The sequence below is a fragment of the Pseudomonas sp. ADAK2 TE3594 genome (genome assembly GCF_053628675.1).
Genome location: NZ_JBRJGV010000001.1, coordinates 5643525 through 5666451, shown reverse-complemented (window position 1 = coordinate 5666451; position 22927 = coordinate 5643525). Strand labels below are relative to the sequence as shown.

The 22927-nt window shown below is 59.0% G+C and carries 22 protein-coding genes; 13 read left to right on the top strand and 9 right to left on the bottom strand.

Going from position 1 to position 22927, the window contains the following annotated elements:
• Positions 1-77: 77 nt before the first annotated feature.
• From AB7M22_RS25500 to AB7M22_RS25480, 5 genes are all read right to left on the bottom strand, one after another.
• Positions 78-398 (bottom strand): DUF2388 domain-containing protein, encoded by a 321-nt coding sequence (locus AB7M22_RS25500; RefSeq protein ID WP_008076034.1) that lies wholly within the window; start codon positions 396-398, stop codon positions 78-80.
• A 68-nt stretch (positions 399-466) separates the two neighbouring features.
• Complete coding sequence (locus AB7M22_RS25495; protein ID WP_454188143.1) at positions 467-904, bottom strand: NfeD family protein; 438 nt, start codon at positions 902-904, stop codon at positions 467-469.
• A gap of 11 nt (positions 905-915) precedes the next feature.
• Complete coding sequence (locus AB7M22_RS25490; RefSeq protein WP_454188142.1) at positions 916-1830, bottom strand: SPFH domain-containing protein; 915 nt, start codon at positions 1828-1830, stop codon at positions 916-918.
• A 255-nt stretch (positions 1831-2085) separates the two neighbouring features.
• On the bottom strand, positions 2086-3870 hold the full coding sequence (locus AB7M22_RS25485; protein WP_454188141.1) for a GspE/PulE family protein: 1785 nt from the start codon (positions 3868-3870) through the stop codon (positions 2086-2088).
• Between the two features lie 90 nt (positions 3871-3960).
• Complete coding sequence (locus tag AB7M22_RS25480) at positions 3961-4299, bottom strand: hypothetical protein (RefSeq protein WP_454188140.1); 339 nt, start codon at positions 4297-4299, stop codon at positions 3961-3963.
• A gap of 126 nt (positions 4300-4425) precedes the next feature.
• Here AB7M22_RS25480 and AB7M22_RS25475 point away from each other — a divergent pair, with 126 nt between their 5' ends.
• Positions 4426-4890, top strand: a complete 465-nt coding sequence (locus AB7M22_RS25475) for an Lrp/AsnC family transcriptional regulator (protein ID WP_046045137.1) — start codon at positions 4426-4428, stop codon at positions 4888-4890.
• 124 nt (positions 4891-5014) lie between these two features.
• On the opposite strand, the gene AB7M22_RS25470 is transcribed toward AB7M22_RS25475, so the two are convergent.
• Positions 5015-6382, bottom strand: coding sequence for a CYTH domain-containing protein (locus AB7M22_RS25470; RefSeq protein ID WP_454188139.1), 1368 nt, complete (start codon positions 6380-6382; stop codon positions 5015-5017).
• A gap of 179 nt (positions 6383-6561) precedes the next feature.
• Between AB7M22_RS25470 and argE the strand changes: the two genes are divergently transcribed.
• Both argE and argA read left to right on the top strand, forming a co-directional pair.
• Positions 6562-7716, top strand: a complete 1155-nt coding sequence (gene argE / locus AB7M22_RS25465) for an acetylornithine deacetylase (RefSeq protein WP_008012571.1) — start codon at positions 6562-6564, stop codon at positions 7714-7716.
• Between the two features lie 264 nt (positions 7717-7980).
• Positions 7981-9279 carry an amino-acid N-acetyltransferase gene (gene argA / locus AB7M22_RS25460; RefSeq protein WP_454188138.1) on the top strand — a complete coding sequence of 433 codons (1299 nt, stop codon included), beginning with the start codon at positions 7981-7983 and terminating at the stop codon, positions 9277-9279.
• A gap of 117 nt (positions 9280-9396) precedes the next feature.
• On the opposite strand, the gene tauA is transcribed toward argA, so the two are convergent.
• On the bottom strand, positions 9397-10383 hold the full coding sequence (tauA, locus tag AB7M22_RS25455) for a taurine ABC transporter substrate-binding protein (protein ID WP_454188137.1): 987 nt from the start codon (positions 10381-10383) through the stop codon (positions 9397-9399).
• A 369-nt stretch (positions 10384-10752) separates the two neighbouring features.
• Here tauA and AB7M22_RS25450 point away from each other — a divergent pair, with 369 nt between their 5' ends.
• From AB7M22_RS25450 to AB7M22_RS25415, 8 genes are all read left to right on the top strand, one after another.
• A complete protein-coding gene (locus AB7M22_RS25450; RefSeq protein ID WP_454188136.1) occupies positions 10753-12111 on the top strand; it encodes an OprD family porin in 1359 nt (452 codons plus the stop codon).
• Positions 12112-12405: 294 nt separating this feature from the next.
• Positions 12406-13044 carry a peroxiredoxin gene (locus tag AB7M22_RS25445; protein ID WP_454188135.1) on the top strand — a complete coding sequence of 213 codons (639 nt, stop codon included), beginning with the start codon at positions 12406-12408 and terminating at the stop codon, positions 13042-13044.
• Between the two features lie 351 nt (positions 13045-13395).
• Complete coding sequence (gene ssuE / locus AB7M22_RS25440) at positions 13396-13989, top strand: NADPH-dependent FMN reductase (protein ID WP_007899466.1); 594 nt, start codon at positions 13396-13398, stop codon at positions 13987-13989.
• A gap of 102 nt (positions 13990-14091) precedes the next feature.
• The gene (locus AB7M22_RS25435; protein ID WP_454188134.1) at positions 14092-15057 is read left to right on the top strand and encodes a sulfonate ABC transporter substrate-binding protein; all 966 of its coding nucleotides are present in this window, start codon (positions 14092-14094) and stop codon (positions 15055-15057) included.
• A gap of 25 nt (positions 15058-15082) precedes the next feature.
• Positions 15083-16231, top strand: coding sequence for an FMNH2-dependent alkanesulfonate monooxygenase (gene ssuD / locus AB7M22_RS25430; RefSeq protein WP_454188133.1), 1149 nt, complete (start codon positions 15083-15085; stop codon positions 16229-16231).
• Between the two features lie 9 nt (positions 16232-16240).
• Positions 16241-17023 (top strand): aliphatic sulfonate ABC transporter permease SsuC, encoded by a 783-nt coding sequence (gene ssuC / locus AB7M22_RS25425; protein WP_454188132.1) that lies wholly within the window; start codon positions 16241-16243, stop codon positions 17021-17023.
• Entirely contained in the window at positions 17020-17826 is an 807-nt protein-coding gene (gene ssuB, locus AB7M22_RS25420; RefSeq protein WP_454188131.1) for an aliphatic sulfonates ABC transporter ATP-binding protein, read from the top strand. The genes ssuC and ssuB overlap by 4 nt, the downstream gene beginning before the upstream one ends.
• 34 nt (positions 17827-17860) lie before the next feature.
• The gene (locus AB7M22_RS25415) at positions 17861-18076 is read left to right on the top strand and encodes a TOBE domain-containing protein (protein ID WP_003229256.1); all 216 of its coding nucleotides are present in this window, start codon (positions 17861-17863) and stop codon (positions 18074-18076) included.
• Between the two features lie 145 nt (positions 18077-18221).
• On the opposite strand, the gene AB7M22_RS25410 is transcribed toward AB7M22_RS25415, so the two are convergent.
• Positions 18222-18857, bottom strand: coding sequence for a TetR/AcrR family transcriptional regulator (locus AB7M22_RS25410; RefSeq protein ID WP_447795219.1), 636 nt, complete (start codon positions 18855-18857; stop codon positions 18222-18224).
• Positions 18858-19082: 225 nt separating this feature from the next.
• A complete protein-coding gene (locus tag AB7M22_RS25405) occupies positions 19083-20459 on the bottom strand; it encodes a glutamine synthetase family protein (protein ID WP_008012595.1) in 1377 nt (458 codons plus the stop codon).
• Between the two features lie 278 nt (positions 20460-20737).
• Between AB7M22_RS25405 and AB7M22_RS25400 the strand changes: the two genes are divergently transcribed.
• On the top strand, positions 20738-21514 hold the full coding sequence (locus AB7M22_RS25400; RefSeq protein WP_454188130.1) for a gamma-glutamyl-gamma-aminobutyrate hydrolase family protein: 777 nt from the start codon (positions 20738-20740) through the stop codon (positions 21512-21514).
• Positions 21515-21551: 37 nt separating this feature from the next.
• Complete coding sequence (locus AB7M22_RS25395; RefSeq protein ID WP_008012598.1) at positions 21552-22910, top strand: glutamine synthetase family protein; 1359 nt, start codon at positions 21552-21554, stop codon at positions 22908-22910.
• Positions 22911-22927 lie beyond the last annotated feature (17 nt).

Genomic DNA, 22927 nt, shown 5'->3' with positions numbered 1-22927 from the left:
AAGCCTCGCTCCTACAGGTATCGCACGCAAAAAAATGCCGCTCATTTAGAGCGGCATTTTTTGTTCAGCAACGAACCTTATTTCGAGGCGATGGCATTCTTCGCCAGGATGGCGTTCGCCAGTTCCATGTCCGTGGCTTGCAGGCCAGGATTGTCGGCACGGACTTTCTGTATGGCGGCTTCCAGATAGGGGCCGCGAATGGCGCCGTCACTGGCGACAAAGCTGCCGGCGTCGTCCTGGGCGGCGACGACCAACTTGTGATCCCTGGAGGTCAGGTAGGAGGTACCGGTGGTGGCACCGGAAGTAAGAACGTTACGCAAAAAGCTGTCATCAGCCATCGCCGAACCGACTTGAAGGGACAACACGGCGAAGGTAGCGACAGCAAGTTTGAGACGCATAAAAGGTGACTCCACTGGGTTTTAACTGCGGGCTTTGATTGCCAATAACCCAATCGAGTTCCGTGACGTTAGTCGGCTCGCTCCACCAGTAAAATCGCCCCTTGTTGCCCGATCACCCGAACACGGCTGCCGGATGCGGTGTCAGGCCCTCGGGCCATCCACACGCCATCGGCGACCTTGATCTTGCCACGGCCGTTGACAATCGCTTCGGTGACCACGAACACCTTGCCGATCAGCTCTTGTCCTCGCAGGTTCAGATTCGGCTGATCGCTGGCCCGTACCACGCTGCGCTGACGTCTCCACCAGTACAGGGCGGTGAGGATTGAAAAGACTGCAAACAACAACACCTGCAATTCCCAGGGCAAGCCCGGTATCACGAAGGTCAGCACGCCGACGGCGGCGGCTGCCATGCCGATCCACAACAGATAACCACCGGCCCCGAACACCTCGAGGATCAGCAGCAGCGTGCCCAGGGCCAACCAACTCCAGAACGAAAACAGCTCCATGGGCACCGACCTCAGCCTTTCTTGCCGTCGAACGTGGCTTTGACGATTTCGCCAATGCCGCCGACTGCGCCGATCATTGAACTGGCCTCGAGCGGCATCAGGATCACTTTGCTGTTGTTGGCCGAGGCCAGTTTGCCCAAGGCATCGATGTACTTCTGCGCAACGAAGTAATTGACCGCCTGCACGTTACCGCCGGCGATGGCTTCGGACACCACTTTGGTGGCTTGGGCTTCGGCTTGGGCCTGACGCTCCCGGGCCTCGGCTTCGAGGAACGCCGCCTGACGGCTGCCTTCGGCTTCCAGAATTTGTGCCTGTTTCTTGCCTTCGGCGGTGAGGATCGCCGAGGCGCGCAAACCTTCGGCCTCAAGAATCTGTGCGCGTTTGATCCGCTCGGCTTTCATCTGGCCGGACATGGCGGCCATCAGGTCGGCGGGAGGGCTGATGTCCTTGATCTCGATCCGGGTGATCTTGATGCCCCACGGTGCCGTGGCTTCATCAACGGTGCGCAGCAGTTTTTCGTTGATGTTGTCGCGCTGACTGAGCATCGCGTCCAGCTCCATGGAGCCAAGCACAGTACGGATATTGGTTTGCAGCAGATTGCGGATGGCGTGTTCGAGGTTGTTTACCTCATAGGCGGCCTGGGCGGTGTTGACCACCTGGAAGAAGCACACGGCGTCGATTTGCACGGTGGCGTTGTCGGCGGTGATGACTTCCTGAGGCGGGATGTCCAGCACGCTTTCCATCACGTTGATCTTGCGACCGATGCGGTCCATCACCGGAATGATGATGTTCAAGCCTGGTTTGAGGGTGTTGGTGTAACGGCCGAAACGTTCGACCGTCCATTCAAAACCCTGAGGCACCACTTTGAAGCCCATGAAAAGAATGGCTACGGTCAGTGCGACGAAAAGACTTAATGCAATACCCATAACGGTCCCTGTCCAGTCTGGTGGAGTTGCGATGAGCAGAGTGTAGGGCAAAAGGCTTGTACGTGACTTGGAGGGGCCAGGAACTATGGCTGATACCAGTCAGTCAAGAAGTTTGAGCGACGAAAATCCTGTAGGAGCGAGGCTTGCCCGCGAAGAACGATGACGCGTAATACCTGAAAAACCGCGGTGCATTCTTCGCGGGCAAGCCGCGCTCCCACAGGTTATGCGTCTTGACTTACCGGCCTTGGGGGCTGTTTATTTCTGCTCACTCTGCGGCGTCACTCGCAACACCTCTTCGATCGTGGTCAAACCCGCCGCCACTTTCTGCGCCCCCGACAGCCGCAAACTGCGCATGCCTTCCTTGAAGGCCTGACGCCGGACCGCCAGCAAATCGGTATCGGGGTTGATCAGCGCTTTGATGCCATCAGTCAGCTGCATGATTTCGTACACCCCGGCGCGGCCGCGATAGCCGGTTTCGCGGCATTCCAGGCAACCGATGGCGCGTTGTGCGTTACCTGGCAGTGGCGCTTGCCAAGGCCGGGTCAGGGTTTGCCAGTCGTCTTCGCCCAGGGTCAGCGGTGCCTTGCAATGCGGGCAAAGGGTCCGGACCAGACGCTGAGCCATGACCCCGAGCACCGTGGCCTTGATCAGGTAATGCGGCACGCCGAGTTCCAGCAGGCGGCTGATGGCGCTCGGGGCGTCGTTGGTGTGCAACGTCGACAACACCAAGTGGCCAGTGAGTGCGGCCTGAATCGCCATTTCGGCGGTTTCGAGGTCGCGGATCTCGCCGATCATGATGATGTCGGGGTCTTGGCGCATCAGCGCGCGCACGCCGGCGGCAAAGCTCAGGTCGATGTTGTGCTGGACCTGCATCTGATTGAACGCCGGTTCGACCATTTCGATCGGGTCTTCAATGGTGCAGAGGTTGACTTCCGGCGTCGCCAGTTTCTTCAGGGTGGTGTACAGCGTGGTGGTCTTGCCTGAACCGGTCGGCCCGGTCACCAGAATGATGCCATTGGGCTGGCGGGTCATGTCTTGCCAGCGACGCAGGTCATCGGCGGAAAAACCCAACTGATCGAAATCCTTGAGCAGCACTTCCGGGTCGAAGATCCGCATGACCATTTTTTCGCCAAACGCCGTCGGCAATGTCGACAGTCGCAGCTCGACTTCGCCGCCATCCGGGGTTTTGGTTTTTACCCGGCCGTCCTGGGGTTTGCGCTTTTCCGCGACGTTCATCCGCCCCAGGCTTTTCAGGCGACTGACGATAGCCATGGTCACCTGGGGCGGGAATTGATAGACGTTGTGCAGCACGCCGTCGATGCGAAAGCGCACCGTGCCTTGCTCGCGCCGGGGCTCGATGTGGATATCGCTGGCCCGTTGCTGGAACGCGTACTGGAACAGCCAATCGACGATGTTGACGATGTGCGCATCGTTGGCGTCCGGCTCCTGGTCGCTGGCGCCGAGGTTGAGCAACTGTTCGAAGTTGCCCAGGGTGCTTATTTGCTGATCAGCGTTGGTGGCGCCGGTGACCGATTTGGCCAGGCGGAAAAACTCCACGCTGAAGCGCTGGATGTCCACGGGGTTGGCCACCACGCGCTTGATTGGCAGCTTCAACACGTGGGTCAGGTCGGCTTCCCAGCTGCTGACGAAGGGCTGGGCGCTGGCCACGGTGACGGCGTCGCGGTCGATGCATACCGCCAGAATCTTGTGGCGTTGGGCGAAGGCATAGGACATCAGCGGCGTGATGGCAGCGACGTTGATTTTCAGTGGATCGATGCGCAAGTAAGGCTGACCGGCCTGCTGAGACAACCAGAGCGTCAGGCTTTCCAGATCGAGGTGTTTGCCGGGACGGCTGAGGTCGTCCAGATGTTGGCTGGCGATGAACTCCAGCGGGTGCTGCTGACCATTTATGGCGTGACGGCGGCGGGCGTTGAGCGCGTGTTCGGCCGAATCCTGGCTGATAAAGCCTTGGGCGACCAATTCACGCAGCAAATCATTGAGGTCCAGCCAGCGGTCCTGAGTGGCGAGTTGAACGGACATGCGGGCTCCTTTTGAACAACCGTTCGCAAAGGATAGTCGCGCACCCGTAGACCGTTGGGCCACTACCCGACCAAGGCATGTCGATTCTTTTCAGCCTGCCGCCTGAGCCGGCTCTTCCCACGCAGAATCAGCCGCTTGCAGGTTCACCGAGCAGACGCTGATCAGGTTACGTAATTTTTCCGCGATCACTTGAGCACGGTGCCAGCTCAGGCCGTCCATGACGATATCGACCGACAGCAGATCGTCCATGCGCTGCACGTTGACCTGCTGCGGCGTCAGGAACTGCAAGGCGAAAAGATTGAGCACCCGACACAGCAGATCCGGCTCGGCCTCGGCCAGTAATTGATAGTGAACGCGGCGGTGGGCGTTGCTGACGTTCCAGACATCGGCGCGGGCGGGCGGGGTGTTCACGGCTTCTAAAGGTGGCATGGTCGGGCTCCAAAATTACTGGAGGAATTTTTACATTCGGTGCCGGGCATTTCTTATCTATGATTGGGCTTATTGACCATTTATCGAATAGATCAATTCGATTTAGTACCAACTATAGGTTTTTCTATGCACAGCGAGCTGGATGGCTACGACCGCAAGATTCTCGCGTTGCTGCAAGAGGACGCTTCGCTCTCCAGCGCGCAGATCGCCGAACAGGTGGGGCTCTCGCAGTCGCCGTGCTGGCGGCGAATTCAACGGATGAAGGAGGAGGGGATCATTCGTGGTCAGGTGACGTTGCTTGACCGCAAGAAAATCGGCCTTAACACGCAGATCTTCGCCGAGATCAAACTCAACGCCCACGGACGTTCGAACTTCACCGAGTTCACCGAGGCGATTCGCGGTTTTCCCGAAGTGCTGGAATGTTATGTGCTGATGGGGTCGGTGGATTTCTTGCTGCGGATCGTCACGGCGGACATCGAGGCTTATGAGCGCTTCTTCTTCGAGAAGCTGTCGATGGTGCCGGGGATTCAGGAGGTCAACTCGATCGTGGCTTTGTCCGAAATCAAATCCACGACGAGTTTGCCGGTCTGAAGCTTTTGCGGTGAATGTGCTGGCCTCATCGCGGGCAAGCCCGCTCCCACATTGATCTTCAGCGTCCACGAATATGTGAGCGACAGATAACCCTGTGGGAGCGGGCTTGCCCGCGATGGCGGTCTTACAGACGCAGCAAAGTCTTCCAGGCGCGATTCTGATACACCGCGATCGCCTGGTGCTTGCGCGCATCCAGCGATTCATCGGTGATCGGCTCGTTGGCCAGTTGCGTCAGTTTGTTCAACTCACCATACAGGCGATCCATTTCCGGGATCTCCAGTACGCCGCGGGCATGGTGCAGCCAGGCCTGGATGCGCTCGATACGCGGCAGTTGCTCGGCCAAGTCTTCCGGCTGTTGCTGGTAACGCTGCAATTGCAGCGAGTTGGCTTCTTCGCCCAGCATGCGCGGCAGCCAGCTGCCCAGTTGTGCAGCGCCCTGGCGATTGCCGCGGGTGTTGCGATCGGCGGCCCAGGTGCGAGCCAGCAACCAGCGCGAAGTGTTCAGGGAGAACAGGCCCCAGCGCACGTCTTCCAGCTCTTCGAGGAATTGCTCCGGCGCGGCTTTGCGCACGTCTTCGTCGTCCAGGCCGGCTTGTACCAGCGGGCGCCAGTCTTCCAGCAGGGCATCCAGCGCGACCCGTAGATCGTGAGTCGACTGACGCGGTGCGGCCTGACCGAGGCTGCTGATCAACGCGCGCATTTCAGCGAGGTTCTCGACCCAGTCCTGCAACAGGCGCCAGTGGCCATTGAAGCGATACTGCTCGGCCAGACGCTGGCTGCTGCTCAGCAAATGCCAGCTCAGGGCGGCGAACGCATCGTCCAGCGGCATTTCGGCGGTGATCTGCGGTGCCGGCAAGCTCAGCGAGTAGCTGTTGGCGTCGAACAAGCGATAACCGCGTTCGGCCTTGCTGATGTCACATGGCATCAGCGCCAGTGTCGCAGCCAGTTCGGCGGCCAGTTCCAGCAGCGCGGCCGGTTCGCCTTCGCGCAGCTCCAGTTCCAGCTCGCAGATTTCTTCTTTCTGCTTGCCGACCACCACGTGGCCCAGGTCCAGCGCGGCTTCGATGACCACTTTGGTCTTGCCACGGCCCCAAGCGATTTCCGCGCGTTCGCGCACAAAATCGGTGGTGAAGATGGCTTTCAGGGTTTTCTTGTCCAACTCGGCCAGCTCTTCGGGCCAGCATTCACCGTCGAGTTTCTTCACGTCGAGCTTGGCTTTGGGCAAATTCCAGTCGTACTCGTGGCGCTCGGACAGACCGGCGACGCTCTGGCCACGGGTCTTGAGGGTCTGAATCACTTCTTCGCCATCGCGGCGCAGGCGCAGGGCAACCTTGGCGCGGGCCAGGTCGCGCTCAGGCGTGTCGAAGTACTGATTCATCAACTCACGGCGTTCCCAGCCACTTTTGTTGCGTTTCTTCAGTAACGGGTGCTCGCGCAGGGCGGCGAGGGTTTCGCGGCTGACGCGGAGTTTGATTTCGGTTTCTTTCTGCATGGCCGGAAAATCCAGGATCGGGAGCGCAGCCGGGGGGAATGTGTGGCTGCCAAGGTCGTGCAGTGTACAGGACTCATTCGAGATAGGGTCTGTTGACGCTTGGTGACGAGCCGCGACGGTTTATTCCTGTCGCCGGATGGTTCTATGATGGAGTTCAATTCGGGAGTTGGGAGTCAGCGATGCCTTTGCCGTCCATGAAAGATCAGTTCGCTGCGCTGATCGCCGCGCCGTCTGTCAGCTGTACCCAACCCAGCCTGGATCAAACCAATCGGCCGGTCATCGACTTGTTGGCGACATGGCTCGGGGACTTGGGTTTTGCCTGCGATATCCAGCAGGTCAGCCCCGGCAAATTCAATCTGCTGGCCAGTTTTGGCTCCGGCCCCGGCGGCCTGGTGCTGGCCGGTCACAGCGATACGGTGCCCTACGACGAGGCGTTGTGGCAGACCGACCCGTTGAAACTGACGGAAGTGGACGGTCGCTGGGTCGGCTTGGGCAGTTGCGACATGAAGGGTTTTTTCGCCCTGGCCATCGAAGCCGTCAAACCCTTGCTCGACCAACCGTTCAAGCAACCCTTGCTGATCCTCGCCACTTGCGATGAAGAAAGCTCGATGTCTGGCGCTCGCGCTCTGGCCGAAGCCGGACGTCCGCTGGGCCGGGCCGCGGTGATCGGCGAGCCGACCGGGTTGAAGCCGATCAGGATGCACAAAGGCGTGATGATGGAGCGCATCGACATCCTCGGTCAGAGCGGCCATTCCTCGGACCCGCGCCTGGGCCACAGCGCCCTCGAGGCCATGCACGATGCCATCGGCGAACTGCGCGGCTTGCGCCTGGCGTGGCAGCGCGAATTCCATAACCCGCAGTTCAGCGTGCCGCAGCCGACCCTTAACTTCGGCTGCATCCATGGGGGCGACAATCCCAACCGGATCTGCGGCCAGTGCTCGCTGGAGTTCGACTTGCGTCCGTTGCCGGGCATGGACCCCAAAGCCCTGCGCGCGGCGATTCTGCAGAAGCTCAATCCGATTGCCGAACGGCACAAGGTGAAGATCGATTACGCGCCGCTGTTCCCCGAAGTGCCACCCTTCGAGCAGGCCGAGGACTCGGAATTGGTGAGGGTTGCCGAAAAGCTCACCGGCCATCGCGCCGAAGCAGTGGCGTTCGGCACGGAAGCGCCTTATCTTCAGCGTCTTGGTTGTGAAACACTGGTATTGGGGCCGGGTGATATCGCCTGCGCACACCAACCGGGGGAATACCTCGAAATGTCACGTTTGCAGCCTACCGTGCATCTATTACGTCAACTGATTGAACATTACTGCCTGACGCCGGCCAAACGATGATGTGTCCTTGTGGGAGCGAGCCTGCTCGCGATAGCGTCAGGTCAGACACATCAATCTTGAATGTGCTGGCCCTATCGCGAGCAGGCTCGCTCCCACAGGGATTGTGTTTTGTCCTATCAAACGCTGTAAATTGCCGGTCATCCAACCCGTATTCATGAGGAGAGCGCGCGTGTCGCCAAGCCTGTTCCGACGATAACCATCAGCCCGCTGTGCGTTTACTGCGTTACCCTTTTTTCGGCTGCTATTTATTACAGGCCCAGGTTCATGCCCGAATACGTCAATTGGCTTCGTCACGCTTCGCCTTACATCAACGCCCACCGCGATTGCACCTTCGTCGTCATGCTGCCCGGCGACGGCGTGGAGCACCCGAACTTCGGCAACATCGTCCACGACCTGGTGCTGCTGCACAGCCTGGGCGTGCGTCTGGTGCTGGTTCACGGTTCGCGTCCGCAAATTGAAACACGCCTCGCTGCTCGCGGCCTGACCCCGCATTACCACCACGGCATGCGCATCACCGATGCAGCGACGCTTGAGTGTGTGATCGATGCGGTCGGTCAACTGCGCATCGCCATCGAAGCGCGGCTGTCCATGGACATGGCCTCATCGCCAATGCAGGGGTCGCGCCTGCGGGTGGCCAGCGGCAATTTGGTCACTGCACGGCCGATCGGCGTACTTGAAGGTGTCGACTATCACCACACCGGCGAAGTGCGCCGGGTCGATCGCAAGGGCATCAATCGCCTGCTGGACGAACGCTCCATCGTGCTGTTGTCGCCATTGGGTTACTCGCCGACCGGTGAGATCTTCAACCTCGCGTGTGAAGATGTCGCTACCCGCGCGGCTATCGATCTGGGGGCGGACAAGCTGCTGCTGTTCGGTGCCGATCTGGGCTTGATCGATGAAAATGGCCGGCTGGTTCGCGAATTGCGCCCGCAACAAGTACCGGCGCATTTGCAGCGTTTGGGCAGCAACTATCAAGCCGAGCTGCTGGATGCAGCCGCTGAAGCGTGCCGGGGCGGGGTGGCGCGCAGTCACATCGTCAGCTACGCCGAAGATGGCGCGCTGCTAACCGAACTGTTCACCCGTGACGGTGGCGGTACGCTGGTGGCCCAGGAGCAATTCGAGGTTGTGCGTGAGGCGGCCATCGAGGATGTCGGCGGTTTGCTGGACTTGATCAGCCCGCTGGAAGAGCAGGGGATTCTGGTACGGCGTTCCCGCGAGGTGCTGGAGCGTGAGATCGAGCAGTTCAGCGTGGTAGAGCGTGAAGGCATGATCATCGCCTGCGCGGCGCTGTATCAGATTGCCGATTCGGATGCTGGGGAGTTGGCGTGTCTGGCCGTGAACCCGGAGTACCGTCATGGCGGTCGCGGAGATGAACTGCTGGAACGCATCGAAACCCGCGCCCGGACTCAGGGGCTGAAAACCTTGTTCGTGCTGACCACCCGGACCGCTCACTGGTTTCGCGAGCGGGGCTTCGTGCCGAGCAGCGTCGAACGCCTGCCATCGGCGCGGGCGTCGCTTTACAACTACCAGCGTAATTCGAAGATCTTCGAAAAAGCCCTCTGATGCCCCGAACCTTGTAGGAGCGAGGCTTGCCCGCGAAGGCTGCCTGACATTCAACACTTGTGTCGGCAGATATGTCCTCTTCGCGGGCAAGCCTCGCTCCTACAGAGGGGCGGGGTGTTATTCCGTGACGAATTTCGCGCTGACATAGGGCGAATAATCCGGCAGCACCGTCTCGACCTTCCCTTGCTCCTTCAAAAACTTCGCCGTCTCGCCAATTGCCTTGGCTGTGCCTCCGTCCAGTAGCGCGGTGGTCTGTTGTGCCTTGGCATCCGGGAATGCGGAGCCGGCCAGCAGCTCAGGCACATCGGCGGCATTGGCACCGGTCAATTTGGCGATTTTCTGCACCGGTACCGAATCGGCGGTCCAGCTGTCTTTATGGGCGGCATAGTCGGCAAATGAATCCAGGGTGACCTTGGCAAATTTGGCCACGACCTCAGGATGCTTCTCGGCGTAATCCTTGCGAGCGACCCATACCTCGAAGGTCGGCGCGCCCCATTGGCCGACCTGCGCCGCGTCGGTCAACGTCTTGCCGGTCTTGCGGATTTCCCCCAGCGCCGGCGACCAGACAAACGCGCCATCGATGTCGCCACGTTTCCAGGCTGCGGCGATTTCCGCCGGTTGCAGGTTCACCACTTTGACTTTCGAGGCATCCAGCCCCCAGTGCTTCAGCGCGCCGAGCAGGCTGTAATGGGAGGTTGAAACGAAGGGCGTGGCGATGGTTTTGCCGATCAGATCTTCCGGTTTATCAATGCCGCTGCCGTTGCGCACCACAAGTGCTTCGGCAGCGTTGATCTGAGCAGAAACAATGAACGCGACAATCGGCAGGTTGCGCGAAGCGGCCGCCGCCAGTGGGCTTGAACCGAGGTTGCCAATCTGCACATCGCCGGACGCAATGGCAGTGACCACTTGCGGGCCACTGTTGAAACGACGCCAATCGATGTTCTGGCCAATGGTTTTCTCGTAAACGCCATCGGCCTGAGGGACTTTGCTGGGGTCGATACCGGTTTGATAACCGACAGTGAGAGTCCCCGCCTGGGCGGAAAAAGAAAATATCAGCGATATACAAACTGTAACAAATTGACTAGATAGTGCGCGTTTGGCCATGATGGCGTCGCCTTTTCGAAAGTGATTGACGTATGAGGAATGCGCAAACGCTAATCGATCTAAAAAAAGGCCAATAAATACCATTTAGGAATTAGCTTATGAGCCGATACTTTGTGATCCCGGTTCGGATCATCGATAGCGAGCTATATTCCTAAAGGGCATTAAAAAGAATGAAATAATTCTTTTTGGGTTTATGAGAAATTCATTACCCTGCAGGGACCAAATCACTGCGGTTAGACCTTGGTCGTAGACACACATGGTTACGATTGACTTGTCAGTCACGGTCTGGCGCTAATCGCGCATCTGTGGATCTGGGGCGTTAGACCCGAGACCAAAGAACACAAAAATTAGAACGAGAGGAGCGAAACAATGAAGAAGTCCACCTTGGCCCTGGCTGTGGCCGTAGGGGTTTTGGCGCAGCAGGCAGGCGCCGCCGGTTTCATCGAAGACAGCAAGGCCACATTGGGGCTGCGTAACTTCTACATCAACACGGATAACCGCGATTCGGGCACCAAAGCTGCTGGCGCTCAGAACAAGAGCGAAGAATGGGGCCAAGGCTTCGATCTGCGTTTCACCTCGGGCTACACCCAAGGCACCGTTGGCTTCGGTATTGATGCTATCGGCCTGCTGGGCGTGCGTCTGGACTCGGGCGGCGGCACTAACGGCGCCACTTCGACTTCTTACGGCGGCACTGTTTTCCCAAGCAAATCCAACGGCGAAGCGGTTGATAACTTCTCCAGCCTGGGCCTGACTGCGAAAGCCAAGATCTCCCAGACCGAACTGAAGTTGGGCACCCTGCAGCCAAAACTGCCGGTGATTGTGACCAACGATGGTCGTCTGTTGCCGCAAACCTTCCAGGGCGGTCAGATCACTTCGGGCGAGATCAAGGACCTTACACTGGTCGGTGGTCAGATCGAGCACGCCAAGGGCCGTAACTCCAGCAACAACGAAGAGTTGTCGATTGCTGGTGCGAACGCTCACACTGCTGCCGGTCGTGACAGCAACAAGTTCATCTACGGTGGCGGTGACTACAAAATCACCAAAGACCTGACTGCCCAGTACTACTACGGCAACCTGGAAGATTTCTACAAGCAACACTTCCTGGGCCTGGTTCACAACTGGTCGATCGGTCCTGGTGTGTTGAAGTCTGACTTGCGTTACTTCAACAGCTCCGATGACGGTGCCAACGGTCACGACTCGGCTTATTTCAGCTCCGGTAACGATGAGGGTTTCCGTTCCGGTCGCGGTAAAGTCGACAACAACCTGTACAGCGGCCTGTTCCTGTACTCCGTTGCCGGTCACACCTTCGGCGGCGGTTATCAGGTCAGCAATGGCAACAGCGACTTCCCTTGGCTGAACCAGGGTGACGGCTCGTCGGCTTACATAACTACCGACAGCCAGATCGCCAAGTTCGCCCGTGCCGGCGAACGTACCTGGCAAGCTCGCTACTCGTATGACTTCGCCAAGGTTGGCCTGCCAGGCGCTACTGCCGGCATCGTTTACCTGCGTGGCGACAACATTGACACCGTTGGTACCAACGGTCGCGAGAACGGTTCCGGCCGTTCCGAGTGGGAACGCGACCTGACCCTGGCGTACGTAGTGCCAGAAGGTCCGCTGAAGAACCTGGGCTTCACCTGGAAAAACGCCATGTGGCGCAACGACGTCCCTGGTCAGCGCGACCAGGACGAAAACCGCCTGATCGTCAGCTACTCGATCCCGCTGTTGTAACAGCGCTCGCGTAACCGACGTAAAAAAAGCCCCGCCCGGCATCACGCCGGGCGGGGCTTTTGCGTTTTCAAGGCGGGCTCACCCCCGTAAACCCTCCTTGAAATTCCCCTCTTTTGTAGCAACTCAAGGCCTTCTCGAACCTTGTGATCGATGTTCGTCTCGATGGCTATTCAGGTCCAGTGAACAGATATTTAATATTCACTTTAGATCTAAATAAATCGATATTTATTCTTTTTAATTAATATCGAACGCAGGCACAGTTGGGCTCAACAAGCACTCACAAGGAGCAGCAGCATGAGCCTCAGACTTGGCGATATCGCCCCCGATTTCGAACAGGATTCCAGCGCCGGCACTATCCGTTTCCACGAATGGCTGGGCGATAGCTGGGGTGTGTTGTTTTCCCATCCGGCGGACTTCACGCCGGTGTGCACCACCGAGCTGGGCTTCACCGCCAGGCTCAAGGATGAATTCACCCAGCGCGGCGTCAAAGCCATTGCTCTTTCGGTAGACCCGGTGGACTCGCATCATAAGTGGATCAAGGACATCAACGAAACCCAGAACGCCATCGTCAACTTCCCGATCCTCGCCGATGCGGACCGTAAAGTGTCCGACCTGTACGACCTGATCCATCCGAATGCCAACGACACCCTGACCGTACGTTCCCTGTTCGTGATCGATCCGAACAAGAAGATTCGGCTGACGATTACTTACCCGGCGAGTACCGGTCGCAACTTCAATGAAATTTTGCGGGTGATCGATTCGCTGCAGCTCACCGACAACTACAAGGTGGCCACCCCGGCCAACTGGCAGGACGGTGATGAAGTGGTGATCGTGCCGTCGCTCAAGGATGAAGATGAAATCAAACGACGTTTTCCCAAGGGTTATCGCGCGGTGAAGCCGTACCTGCGTCTGACGCCACAGCCGAACAGGTAATCATCCGAATTTTGCGGTGTGGCTAAAATCGCTATCGCGGGCAAGCCCGCTCCCACAGTGGATTGGGGAGGATCAGAGATGTGTGGCAGACCTGAATCCCTGTGGGAGCGGGCTTGCCCGCGAAGGCGGCAGACCGGCCAGTGAAAATTTCATGTCATCCATAAAGCAGGGGATTTTGGGCCGTTTCTACGGCCTTTTTTTTGCCTGGAAAAAGCAGTTGCGCATAGATCTACAATGCATAACCAAATGAATAAATATGATTTATGGATATATAAATCAGCTGTTAAGGTCACTCCATCGAAGCGAGATCGCAAGCCGCGAATCGCCAACACCGCTCAAGGAATTGTCTGAATGCTGGTCGTCTCACTCGGTGGCAGTCCCAGTCCACGCTCCCGTTCCGGAGTTTTGCTGGAGCGCTCGCGACGCTGGTTGCAAGAGCAAGGGGTAGAAGTGGTGAGTTACCAGGTACGGGACTTCCCGGCCGAAGATTTGCTGCATGCCCGCTTCGACAGCCCGAAAGTGATCGACCTGTTGCAACAGATTGAAAACGCCGATGGCTTGCTGATCGCCACGCCGGTTTACAAAGCGTCGTTCTCCGGTGCGCTGAAAACCTTGCTCGATCTGCTGCCCGAACGCGCCTTGAGCCACAAGGTGGTTTTACCGATGGCTACCGGCGGCAGTATCGCCCACATGTTGGCGGTGGATTACGCGCTCAAACCGGTGCTGTCGGCGTTGAAAGCCCAGGAAATGCTGCAGGGGATTTTCGCCGTGGACAGCCAGATCGCTTACGGCGAAGGCAGTGCCCAGGCGCAGTTGGCGCCGGAGCTTGCGCAACGATTGTTTGAAGCGCTGGAGCAGTTTTTCAGCGCCATGGCCCGACGGCCCAAGCCGCTCGATCCGAACCTGTTGAACGAACGTTTGTTGAGTGCTCGCTGGAGCATTTAAGCCAGCCCTCAAGCCATATCTGAATTTGAAGTACTCCACCTTACTGGCCCGCTAACGGGCAAGCAGGTGCAGCCAAAACCCAACTGCAAAAAGGAGAGCGCCATGCGCCCTGTCATTTTGCGTCGTGGTCTGGTCGCTCTGTTTGCTGCGGCTGTCACCTTCGGCGCCATTACTCAAGCTCAGGCCGAGACATTACGAATCGGCTATCAGAAATACGGCACCCTGGTGCTGCTCAAAGCCAAAGGCACCCTGGAAAAACGTCTCGCCGCCCAAGGCGTGGACGTGCAATGGACTGAATTCCCCGGTGGCCCGCAACTGCTCGAAGGCCTGAACGTAGGCTCCATCGACTTTGGCGTCACCGGTGAAACGCCGCCCGTATTCGCCCAAGCCGCTGGCGCCGATCTACTTTATGTCGCCTACGAACCGCCAGCGCCCCATAGCGAAGCGGTCCTGGTACCGAAGGACTCGCCGATCACATCGGTGCAGGAACTCAAGGGCAAGAAAGTCGTGCTCAACAAAGGCTCCAACGTGCACTACCTGTTGGTGCGTGCACTTGAAGACGCCGGCCTCAAATACACCGACATCCAGACCGTGTTCCTGCCGCCAGCCGATGCCCGTGCCGCGTTCGAACGTGGCAGTGTCGATGCCTGGGTGATCTGGGACCCGTACCAGGCCGCCGCCGAACAACAACTGCAAGCACGCACCCTGCGCGATGGCAAAGGCCTCGTCGACAACCACCAGTTCTACCTGGCGACCAAACCTTATGCGCAGAAAAATCCTGAAGTGATCAAGGCTCTGGTGGAAGAAGTACGCGCGGTTGGCGAATGGTCCAAGGCCAATCCCGAGGACGTGACCAAGCAAGTTTCGCCGCTGCTCGGCCTGCCAACGGACATCACCCTGACCTCGGTGAAACGCCAGGGTTACGGCGCGCTGTTCCTTACGCCGGAAGTAGTCGCTGCCCAGCAAAAAATCGCCGACAGCTTCTTCCAGCTCAAGCTGATTCCCAAACCCTTGAGCATCAAGGACGTGATCTGGACGCCCCCGGCGGCCGTTGCCAAAGCGCCGTAATTCGACTTCCCAAGGAGACCACTCCATGAGCCTTAATATCTTCTGGTTCCTGCCTACCCACGGCGACGGCCATTACCTTGGCACCGCCGAAGGCGCTCGCGCCGTCGACCACGGTTACTTGCAACAGGTCGCGCAAGCGGCGGATCGTCTGGGTTTTGGCGGGGTGCTGATTCCCACCGGGCGCTCCTGCGAAGACTCGTGGCTGGTGGCCGCATCGCTGATCCCGGTGACCCAGCGTTTGAAATTCCTTGTCGCCCTGCGCCCCGGGATCATTTCCCCGACGGTGGCGGCGCGTCAGGCCGCGACGCTGGATCGTCTGTCCGGCGGTCGTGCGCTGTTCAACCTGGTCACTGGTGGCGATCCGGAAGAGCTGGCCGGTGACGGTTTGTTCCTCAGTCACGAAGAGCGCTATCAGGCCTCGGTGGAATTCACCCGCATCTGGCGCCGGGTGCTGGAAGGTGAAACCGTCGACTATGACGGTCAGCACATCAGCGTGAAGGGCGCCAAATTGCTCTACCCGCCGATCCAGCAACCGCGTCCGCCGCTGTATTTCGGCGGTTCGTCGGAAGCCGCGCAAGACCTCGCGGCAGAACAGGTCGAAATGGTTCTGACCTGGGGCGAGCCACCAGCCGCCGTGGCAGAAAAAATCGAGCAGGTTCGCGCCAAAGCCGCGAAGCTCGGCCGCACTGTGCGCTTCGGTATTCGCCTGCATGTGATTGTTCGCGAAACCAATGCCGAGGCATGGCAAGCGGCAGATCGACTGATCTCGCATCTGGACGATGAAACCATCGCCCGTGCCCAGGCGTCTCTGGCGCGTTTCGATTCGGTCGGCCAGCAACGCATGGCCGCCTTGCATGGCGGCAGCCGCGACCATCTGGAAGTCAGCCCCAACCTTTGGGCCGGTGTCGGTCTGGTGCGCGGCGGTGCCGGTACGGCGCTGGTCGGCGACGGTCCGACCGTGGCGGCTCGGGTGAAGGAATACGCGGGCCTGGGCATCGATACGTTCATCTTCTCCGGTTATCCACACCTGGAAGAATCCTATCGGGTGGCCGAGTTGTTGTTCCCGCACCTGGACATCGAGCGTCCGGAGCTGCCCAAAGGCGCCAACTACGTTAGCCCGTTTGGCGAGATGGTGGACAACGACATTCTTCCCAAAGCCGCGTCCCAGAGCTGAGGCGCCGCCATGAAGAAAATCATTCACAACCTCGCGCCTTGGGCGTTGCCGGTCTTGTTGCTGGCGGTGTGGCAGTTGTCGGTGTCGGCGGGCTGGTTGTCGACGCGGATTCTGCCGGCGCCGATCGCGGTGATCGAGGCCGGTGTGAACCTGGTCCGCAGCGGTGAAATCTGGACTCACCTGGCGATCAGTGGCTGGCGCGCGGCGCTCGGGTTCGCCATCGGCGGCGGCATCGGTCTGACCCTGGGCTTCATCACCGGCTTGTCGAAATGGGGCGAGCGCCTGCTCGACAGTTCGGTGCAGATGATCCGCAACGTGCCGCACCTGGCGCTGATTCCACTGGTGATCCTGTGGTTCGGCATCGACGAGTCGGCGAAGATTTTTCTGGTGGCGTTGGGCACGTTGTTCCCGATCTACCTCAACACCTATCACGGCATCCGCAACGTCGATTCGGCGCTGGTGGAAATGTCCCGCAGTTATGGCCTGTCCGGTTTCAGCCTGTTTCGCCAAGTGATTTTGCCGGGTGCATTGCCTTCGATTCTGGTCGGCGTGCGTTTCGCGTTGGGCTTTATGTGGCTAACCCTGATCGTCGCCGAAACCATCTCCGCCAGCTCCGGCATTGGCTACCTGGCGATGAATGCCCGGGAGTTCTTGCAAACCGACGTGGTGGTGCTGGCGATTCTTTTGTACGCGGTGCTCGGCAAGCTGGCCGACCTTGCGGCACGTGGGCTTGAACGTGTGTGGCTGCGCTGGCATCCGGCCTATCAGGTAACCAAGGGAGGTGCCGCATGACGGCTCAACAACCTCCACGCCTGCTGCGCGGTATTCCGCTGGTTGTGCGCAAGCTGCAAAAAACCTTCGGTTCGCGGCAAGTGCTGCGTGAAATCGACCTGCACATTCCGGCCGGGCAGTTTGTCGCGGTGGTCGGGCGTAGCGGCTGCGGCAAAAGTACTTTGCTGCGCTTGCTCGCCGGTCTCGACAAGCCCACGGGGGGTGAGCTGCTTGCAGGCGCAGCGCCACTGAGTGATGCGCGGGAAGACACTCGACTGATGTTCCAGGAAGCCCGCCTGCTGCCCTGGAAGAAGATCATCGACAACGTCGGTCTCGGGCTCAAGGGCAACTGGCGGCCGCAAGCATTGCAAGCGCTGGAAGCGGTCGGCCTGGCGGATCGCGCCAACGAGTGGCCGGCAGCCTTGTCCGGCGGGCAAAAACAACGTGTGGCCCTGGCTCGCGCGTTGATCCATCAACCGCGCTTGCTGTTGCTCGACGAACCTCTGGGCGCACTGGATGCCCTGACCCGAATCGAAATGCAGCAACTGATCGAACGGCTCTGGCAACAGCATGGCTTCACCGTGTTGCTGGTGACCCACGATGTCAGTGAAGCGGTGGCAATTGCCGATCGGGTGATTCTGATTGAAGAGGGCGAAGTCGGCCTCGACCTGCATGTGGAACTGCCGCGCCCTCGGGTCCGTGGCTCCCATCGGCTGGCGGCGCTGGAAACCGAAGTACTCAACCGCGTGCTGTCCCTGCCGGGCCAACCGCCGGAACCGGAACCTGTTTCACCACTGCCTACGCAATTGCGTTGGGCTCAATAACTTAGAGATTCATCCAACGACAGGAATCAACATCATGACTATCAAAGCCATCAACGTTCGTAACCAGTTCAAAGGCTCGATCAAGGAAATCGTGCTGGGTGACGTGCTGTCGGAAATCGACGTGCAGACGGCCTCCGGCATCGTCACTTCGGTGATTACCACTCGCTCGGTGAAAGAGCTGGAACTGGTGGTCGGCAGTGAAGTGATCGCGTTTGTGAAATCCACCGAGGTGTCGATCGCCAAGTTGTAAGCGCGTGCGCAAACAACAACCCTGGAGGGTGTGAGCCCTGATCGTTCCCACGCTCTGCGTGGGAATGCAGCCCGGGACGCTCTGCGTCCCAAAAGCCGAACGCGGAGCGTCCGAAGAGGCATTCCCACGCAGAGCGTGGGAACGATCAAAGCACTTCGCGCTTGGGCAAATATGGCGGCAGATAAAGCCCCAGATACGCATCAAACACCCGCATCCCTTCCTCAGCCATTCGCGGCGTGATCTGTCCATGCTGTTGCACCGAGCGTGCATACACCCGATCGCCCAGCTCCATGGCCAGCGCAAACACATCGACATCACTTGGCAGCGTCGGCAATTCGAAGTGGTGGTCGAACAGCTTGTGCATCAGGTCGCCGAGTTCGATGTCGTGCTGGCGGTCGGCCTGGGTGACTTCGGTCAGGCCATGCTGGGCGAGGATCAGTTGGCGGGCGGCGGCGTCTTCGTCGTAGATGGCGAGCATGCGTTGTTCCACCAGTCGCGACAGATCGCGCCAGCCGTTGAGGGCGTGGTGGTCGATGGGCGCTTGCAAGCAGGCGCGAAACGCGGCGTGGACGTCGGCGGTCAGGGCTTCGAGCAGGGCCGGGACGCTGGCGAAAAAATGGTAGACGGAGGAGGGCGGGATCTCCGCGCGTTCGGCGACGCTGTAGATCGACAGGCTGGCCACGCCCTCGGCGGCCAGCAGCGTGCGGGCGGCATCGAGTATCGAATCGATCCGGGCCTGACTGCGGGCGCGGGGTTTGCGAATGGTGGCGGTGCGCGTCATTGAAGTCTCCTGCGGGGCAGCGGGCATTGTACGAGTCGAGTTGTGTGTTGTCTTCTCGGCCGCCATCGCGGGCAAGCCCGCTCCCACAATGTCATGTGTTGAATGCAGATATTGAATACGCAGACGATCCCTGTGGGAGCGGGCTTGCCCGCGATCCGCCGCAGGCGGCCATAAAAAAACGCCGCTCGGCCTTATCAGCCGGCGGCGTTTTTTTACTGCAATCGCTTACACGGTATGCAGGTACCAGTTGTACTCGAGGTCGGAGATGGAGTGTTCGAACTCCTCCAGCTCGCTCTCTTTACAGGCGACAAAAATGTCGATGTATTTTGGATCGATGTACTTGGCCATGACTTCGCTGTCATCCAGCTCGCGCAATGCATCACGCAAGTTGTTTGGCAGGCTTTGCTCGTTCTGCTCGTAGGAGTTGCCTTCCACGGGTGCGCCCGGCTCGATCTTGTTGATCAGGCCGTGGTGCACGCCCGCCAAAACCGAAGCCATCAACAGATACGGGTTGGCGTCGGCGCCGGCTACACGGTGTTCAATGCGTACGGCATCGGAGGAACCGGTCGGTACGCGGATGGCCACGGTGCGGTTGTCCAGGCCCCAGCACGGCGAGTTCGGCACGTAGAACTGTGCGCCGAAACGACGGTAGGAGTTGACGTTCGGGCAGAGGAAAGCCATCTGCGCCGGCAGGGTCTCGAGCACACCGCCGATCGCGTGACGCAGTGCGGCGTTCTGCTCGGGATCCTCGCTGGCAAAAATGTTTTTGCCATCTTTATCAAGAATCGAGATGTGGACATGCAGACCGTTACCCGCCTGGCCTGGGTAAGGCTTGGCCATGAAGGTAGTGTCCATCTCATGGTCGTAGGCGATGTTTTTGATCAGGCGCTTGAGCAGGACCGCATAGTCGCAGGCCTTGATCGGGTCGGCCACGTGATGCAGGTTCACTTCGAACTGTGCCGGGGCACTTTCCTTGACGATCGCGTCGGCAGGGATGCCTTGCTCTTTCGCACCTTCCAGAATGTCCTGGAGGCAGTCGACGTATTCGTCGAGGTCGTCGATCAGGTAGACCTGTGTCGAATGCGGGCGTTTGCCGGAGATCGGCGAGCGCGGTGGTTGTGGGCGGCCGTTCACGTTCTCCTGGTCGATCAGGTAGAACTCCAGTTCGAACGCAGCGCAGATGGTCAGGCCCATCTCGTCGAACTTGGCTACGACTTGTCGCAGGACTTCGCGCGGGTCGGCGAAGAAAGGATCACCTTCGAGTTCGTGCATGGTCATTAACAGTTGCGCGGTCGGGCGCTTCTGCCAGGGCTCATTGCACAGGGTGTCGGGGATTGGATAGCAGATTCGGTCAGCATCGCCGATGTCCAGGCCCAGGCCGGTGCTTTCCACCGTCGAGCCATTGATATCCAGAGCAAATAGAGAGGCCGGCAGGTTGATGCCTTTCTCGTAAACCTTGTGGAGGCTGGTGCGTTCAATGCGCTTGCCGCGCACCACACCATTCATATCCGCAATCAGAAGGTCAACGTACAGAACCTCAGGATGTTCCTTAAGGAACGCGTTCGCTTCGTTAAGCTGAACGGCACGCGGGGGTACCGACATGATGCAACACCTTTGTTGTTAAAAATATCAATCATTGATCTCTTCGGATTCCAGTCAACCCGAACGGCATGCCGAAGTCAAGCGAGGCCTTTTTTGCCCTAAAAAAGCACTCGTGAGGCATTTTTGAGGCACTTTGGGGCGTTTTTTTGCCTTCAGTCGTCTTGGCGCCCGCGAGCTTGAGCGGGCCGTGTTGTATTTTTTACGGGGGTGTTGTGTAAAAAAATGAACAAGGCTAAGCTCGATTTAAACCCATAACAGCAATAATACCGGGGTGCTTCATGTCTCGCCTGCCGTTAATCGGCGTCACCGCCTGCTCAAAGCAGATCGGTCTGCATGCTTATCACATCAGTGGCGACAAATACGTACGCGCCGTGGCATCAGCTGCCAAGGGCCTGCCGTTGATTCTTCCATCCCTGGCGGATCAGCTGGCGCCGTCCGATATTCTGGACGCTCTGGACGGCATTCTCTTTACAGGCTCTCCTTCTAATATAGAACCGTTTCACTATAACGGCCCGGCCAGTGCGCCGGGTACCGCTCATGATTCTGCACGCGATGCCACCACTCTCCCGCTGATCCGCGCCGCTGTCGAGGCCGGTGTTCCCGTGCTCGGCATTTGCCGCGGCTTCCAGGAAATGAATGTGGCGTTCGGCGGCAGTCTGCATCAGAAGGTCCACGAGGCCGGTCCATTCATGGATCACCGTGAAGACGACAATCTGCCGCTGGAAGGGCAGTACGCACCCAGTCACCCGATGCACGTTCAGCCGGGCGGTGTGCTGGCCGGGCTGGGCCTGGCGAGCGAGATTCAAGTCAATTCGATTCATGGCCAGGGTATTGATCGTCTGGCGCCGGGCCTTCGTGTGGAAGCCGTGGCGCCCGACGGGTTGATCGAAGCTGTCTCTGTTATCCAAGGCAAGGCTTTTGCTTTAGGTGTGCAATGGCATCCCGAATGGCAGGTAAGCTTGAATCCGGACTACCTTGCGATTTTCCAGGCATTTGGCGATGCCTGCCGCAAGCACGCTCTACAACGCGACGCCGATGCGTCAAACAACGCCTGACTTATAAGAGTCAGGAAACTCAGCCTAAGAGGCATTTATGAGTAACAACCTCGACCAGCTCACCGATTGGTTGAAAGACCACAAGATCACAGAAGTCGAATGCATGATCGCCGACTTGACCGGGATTACCCGGGGCAAGATCTCGCCGACCAACAAGTTCATTGCCGAAAAAGGCATGCGCCTGCCTGAAAGCGTTCTGTTGCAGACCGTGACGGGCGACTATGTCGAAGATGACATCTATTACGAACTGCTCGACCCGGCCGACATCGACATGATCTGCCGCCCCGACCAGAACGCGGTGTTTCTGGTGCCCTGGGCCATTGAACCCACCGCCCAGGTGATCCACGACACCTACGACAAGCAGGGCAATCCGATCGAGCTGTCGCCGCGCAACGTGCTCAAGAAGGTGCTGAAACTCTACGCCGACCACGGCTGGCAGCCGATCGTGGCGCCGGAAATGGAGTTCTATCTCACCAAGCGCAGCGATGACCCGGACTACCCGCTGCAACCGCCAATCGGCCGCTCTGGTCGTCCAGAAACCGGTCGTCAGTCTTTCTCGATTGAAGCCGCGAACGAATTCGATCCGTTGTTCGAAGACGTCTATGACTGGTGCGAACTGCAAGAGCTGGACCTCGACACGCTGATCCATGAGGACGGCACCGCGCAGATGGAAATCAACTTCCGTCATGGCGATGCCCTGTCCCTGGCCGACCAGATTCTGGTGTTCAAGCGCACCATGCGTGAAGCCGCGCTCAAGCACAACGTGGCGGCGACCTTCATGGCCAAACCCATGACCGGCGAGCCGGGCAGCGCCATGCACTTGCACCAGAGCATCATCGACATCGAGACCGGCAAAAACGTCTTCTCCAATGACGACGGGACCATGAGCCAGCTGTTTCTCAACCACATCGGCGGCTTGCAGAAATTCATTCCTGAGCTGCTGCCGTTGTTCGCACCCAACGTCAATTCGTTCCGCCGCTTCCTGCCGGATACCTCGGCACCAGTGAACGTGGAGTGGGGCGAAGAGAACCGCACCGTGGGCCTGCGGGTTCCGGATGCCGGGCCGCAGAATCGTCGGGTGGAAAACCGTCTGCCGGGTGCCGATGCCAACCCTTACCTGGCCATCGCCGCCAGCCTGTTGTGCGGCTTTATCGGCATGGTCGAAGGGCACAACCCGAGTGCTCCGGTCGTGGGTCGTGGTTACGAGCGGCGCAACCTGCGCCTGCCACTGACTATTGAAGATGCCCTGGATCGCATGGAAAACAGCAAGACCATCGAAAAGTACCTGGGCAAGAAATTCATCACGGGCTACATCGCGGTCAAGCGGGCCGAGCATGAAAACTTCAAGCGCGTGATCAGTTCGTGGGAGCGGGAATTCCTGCTCTTCGCCGTCTGATGCGCCGGGCGCCGCTG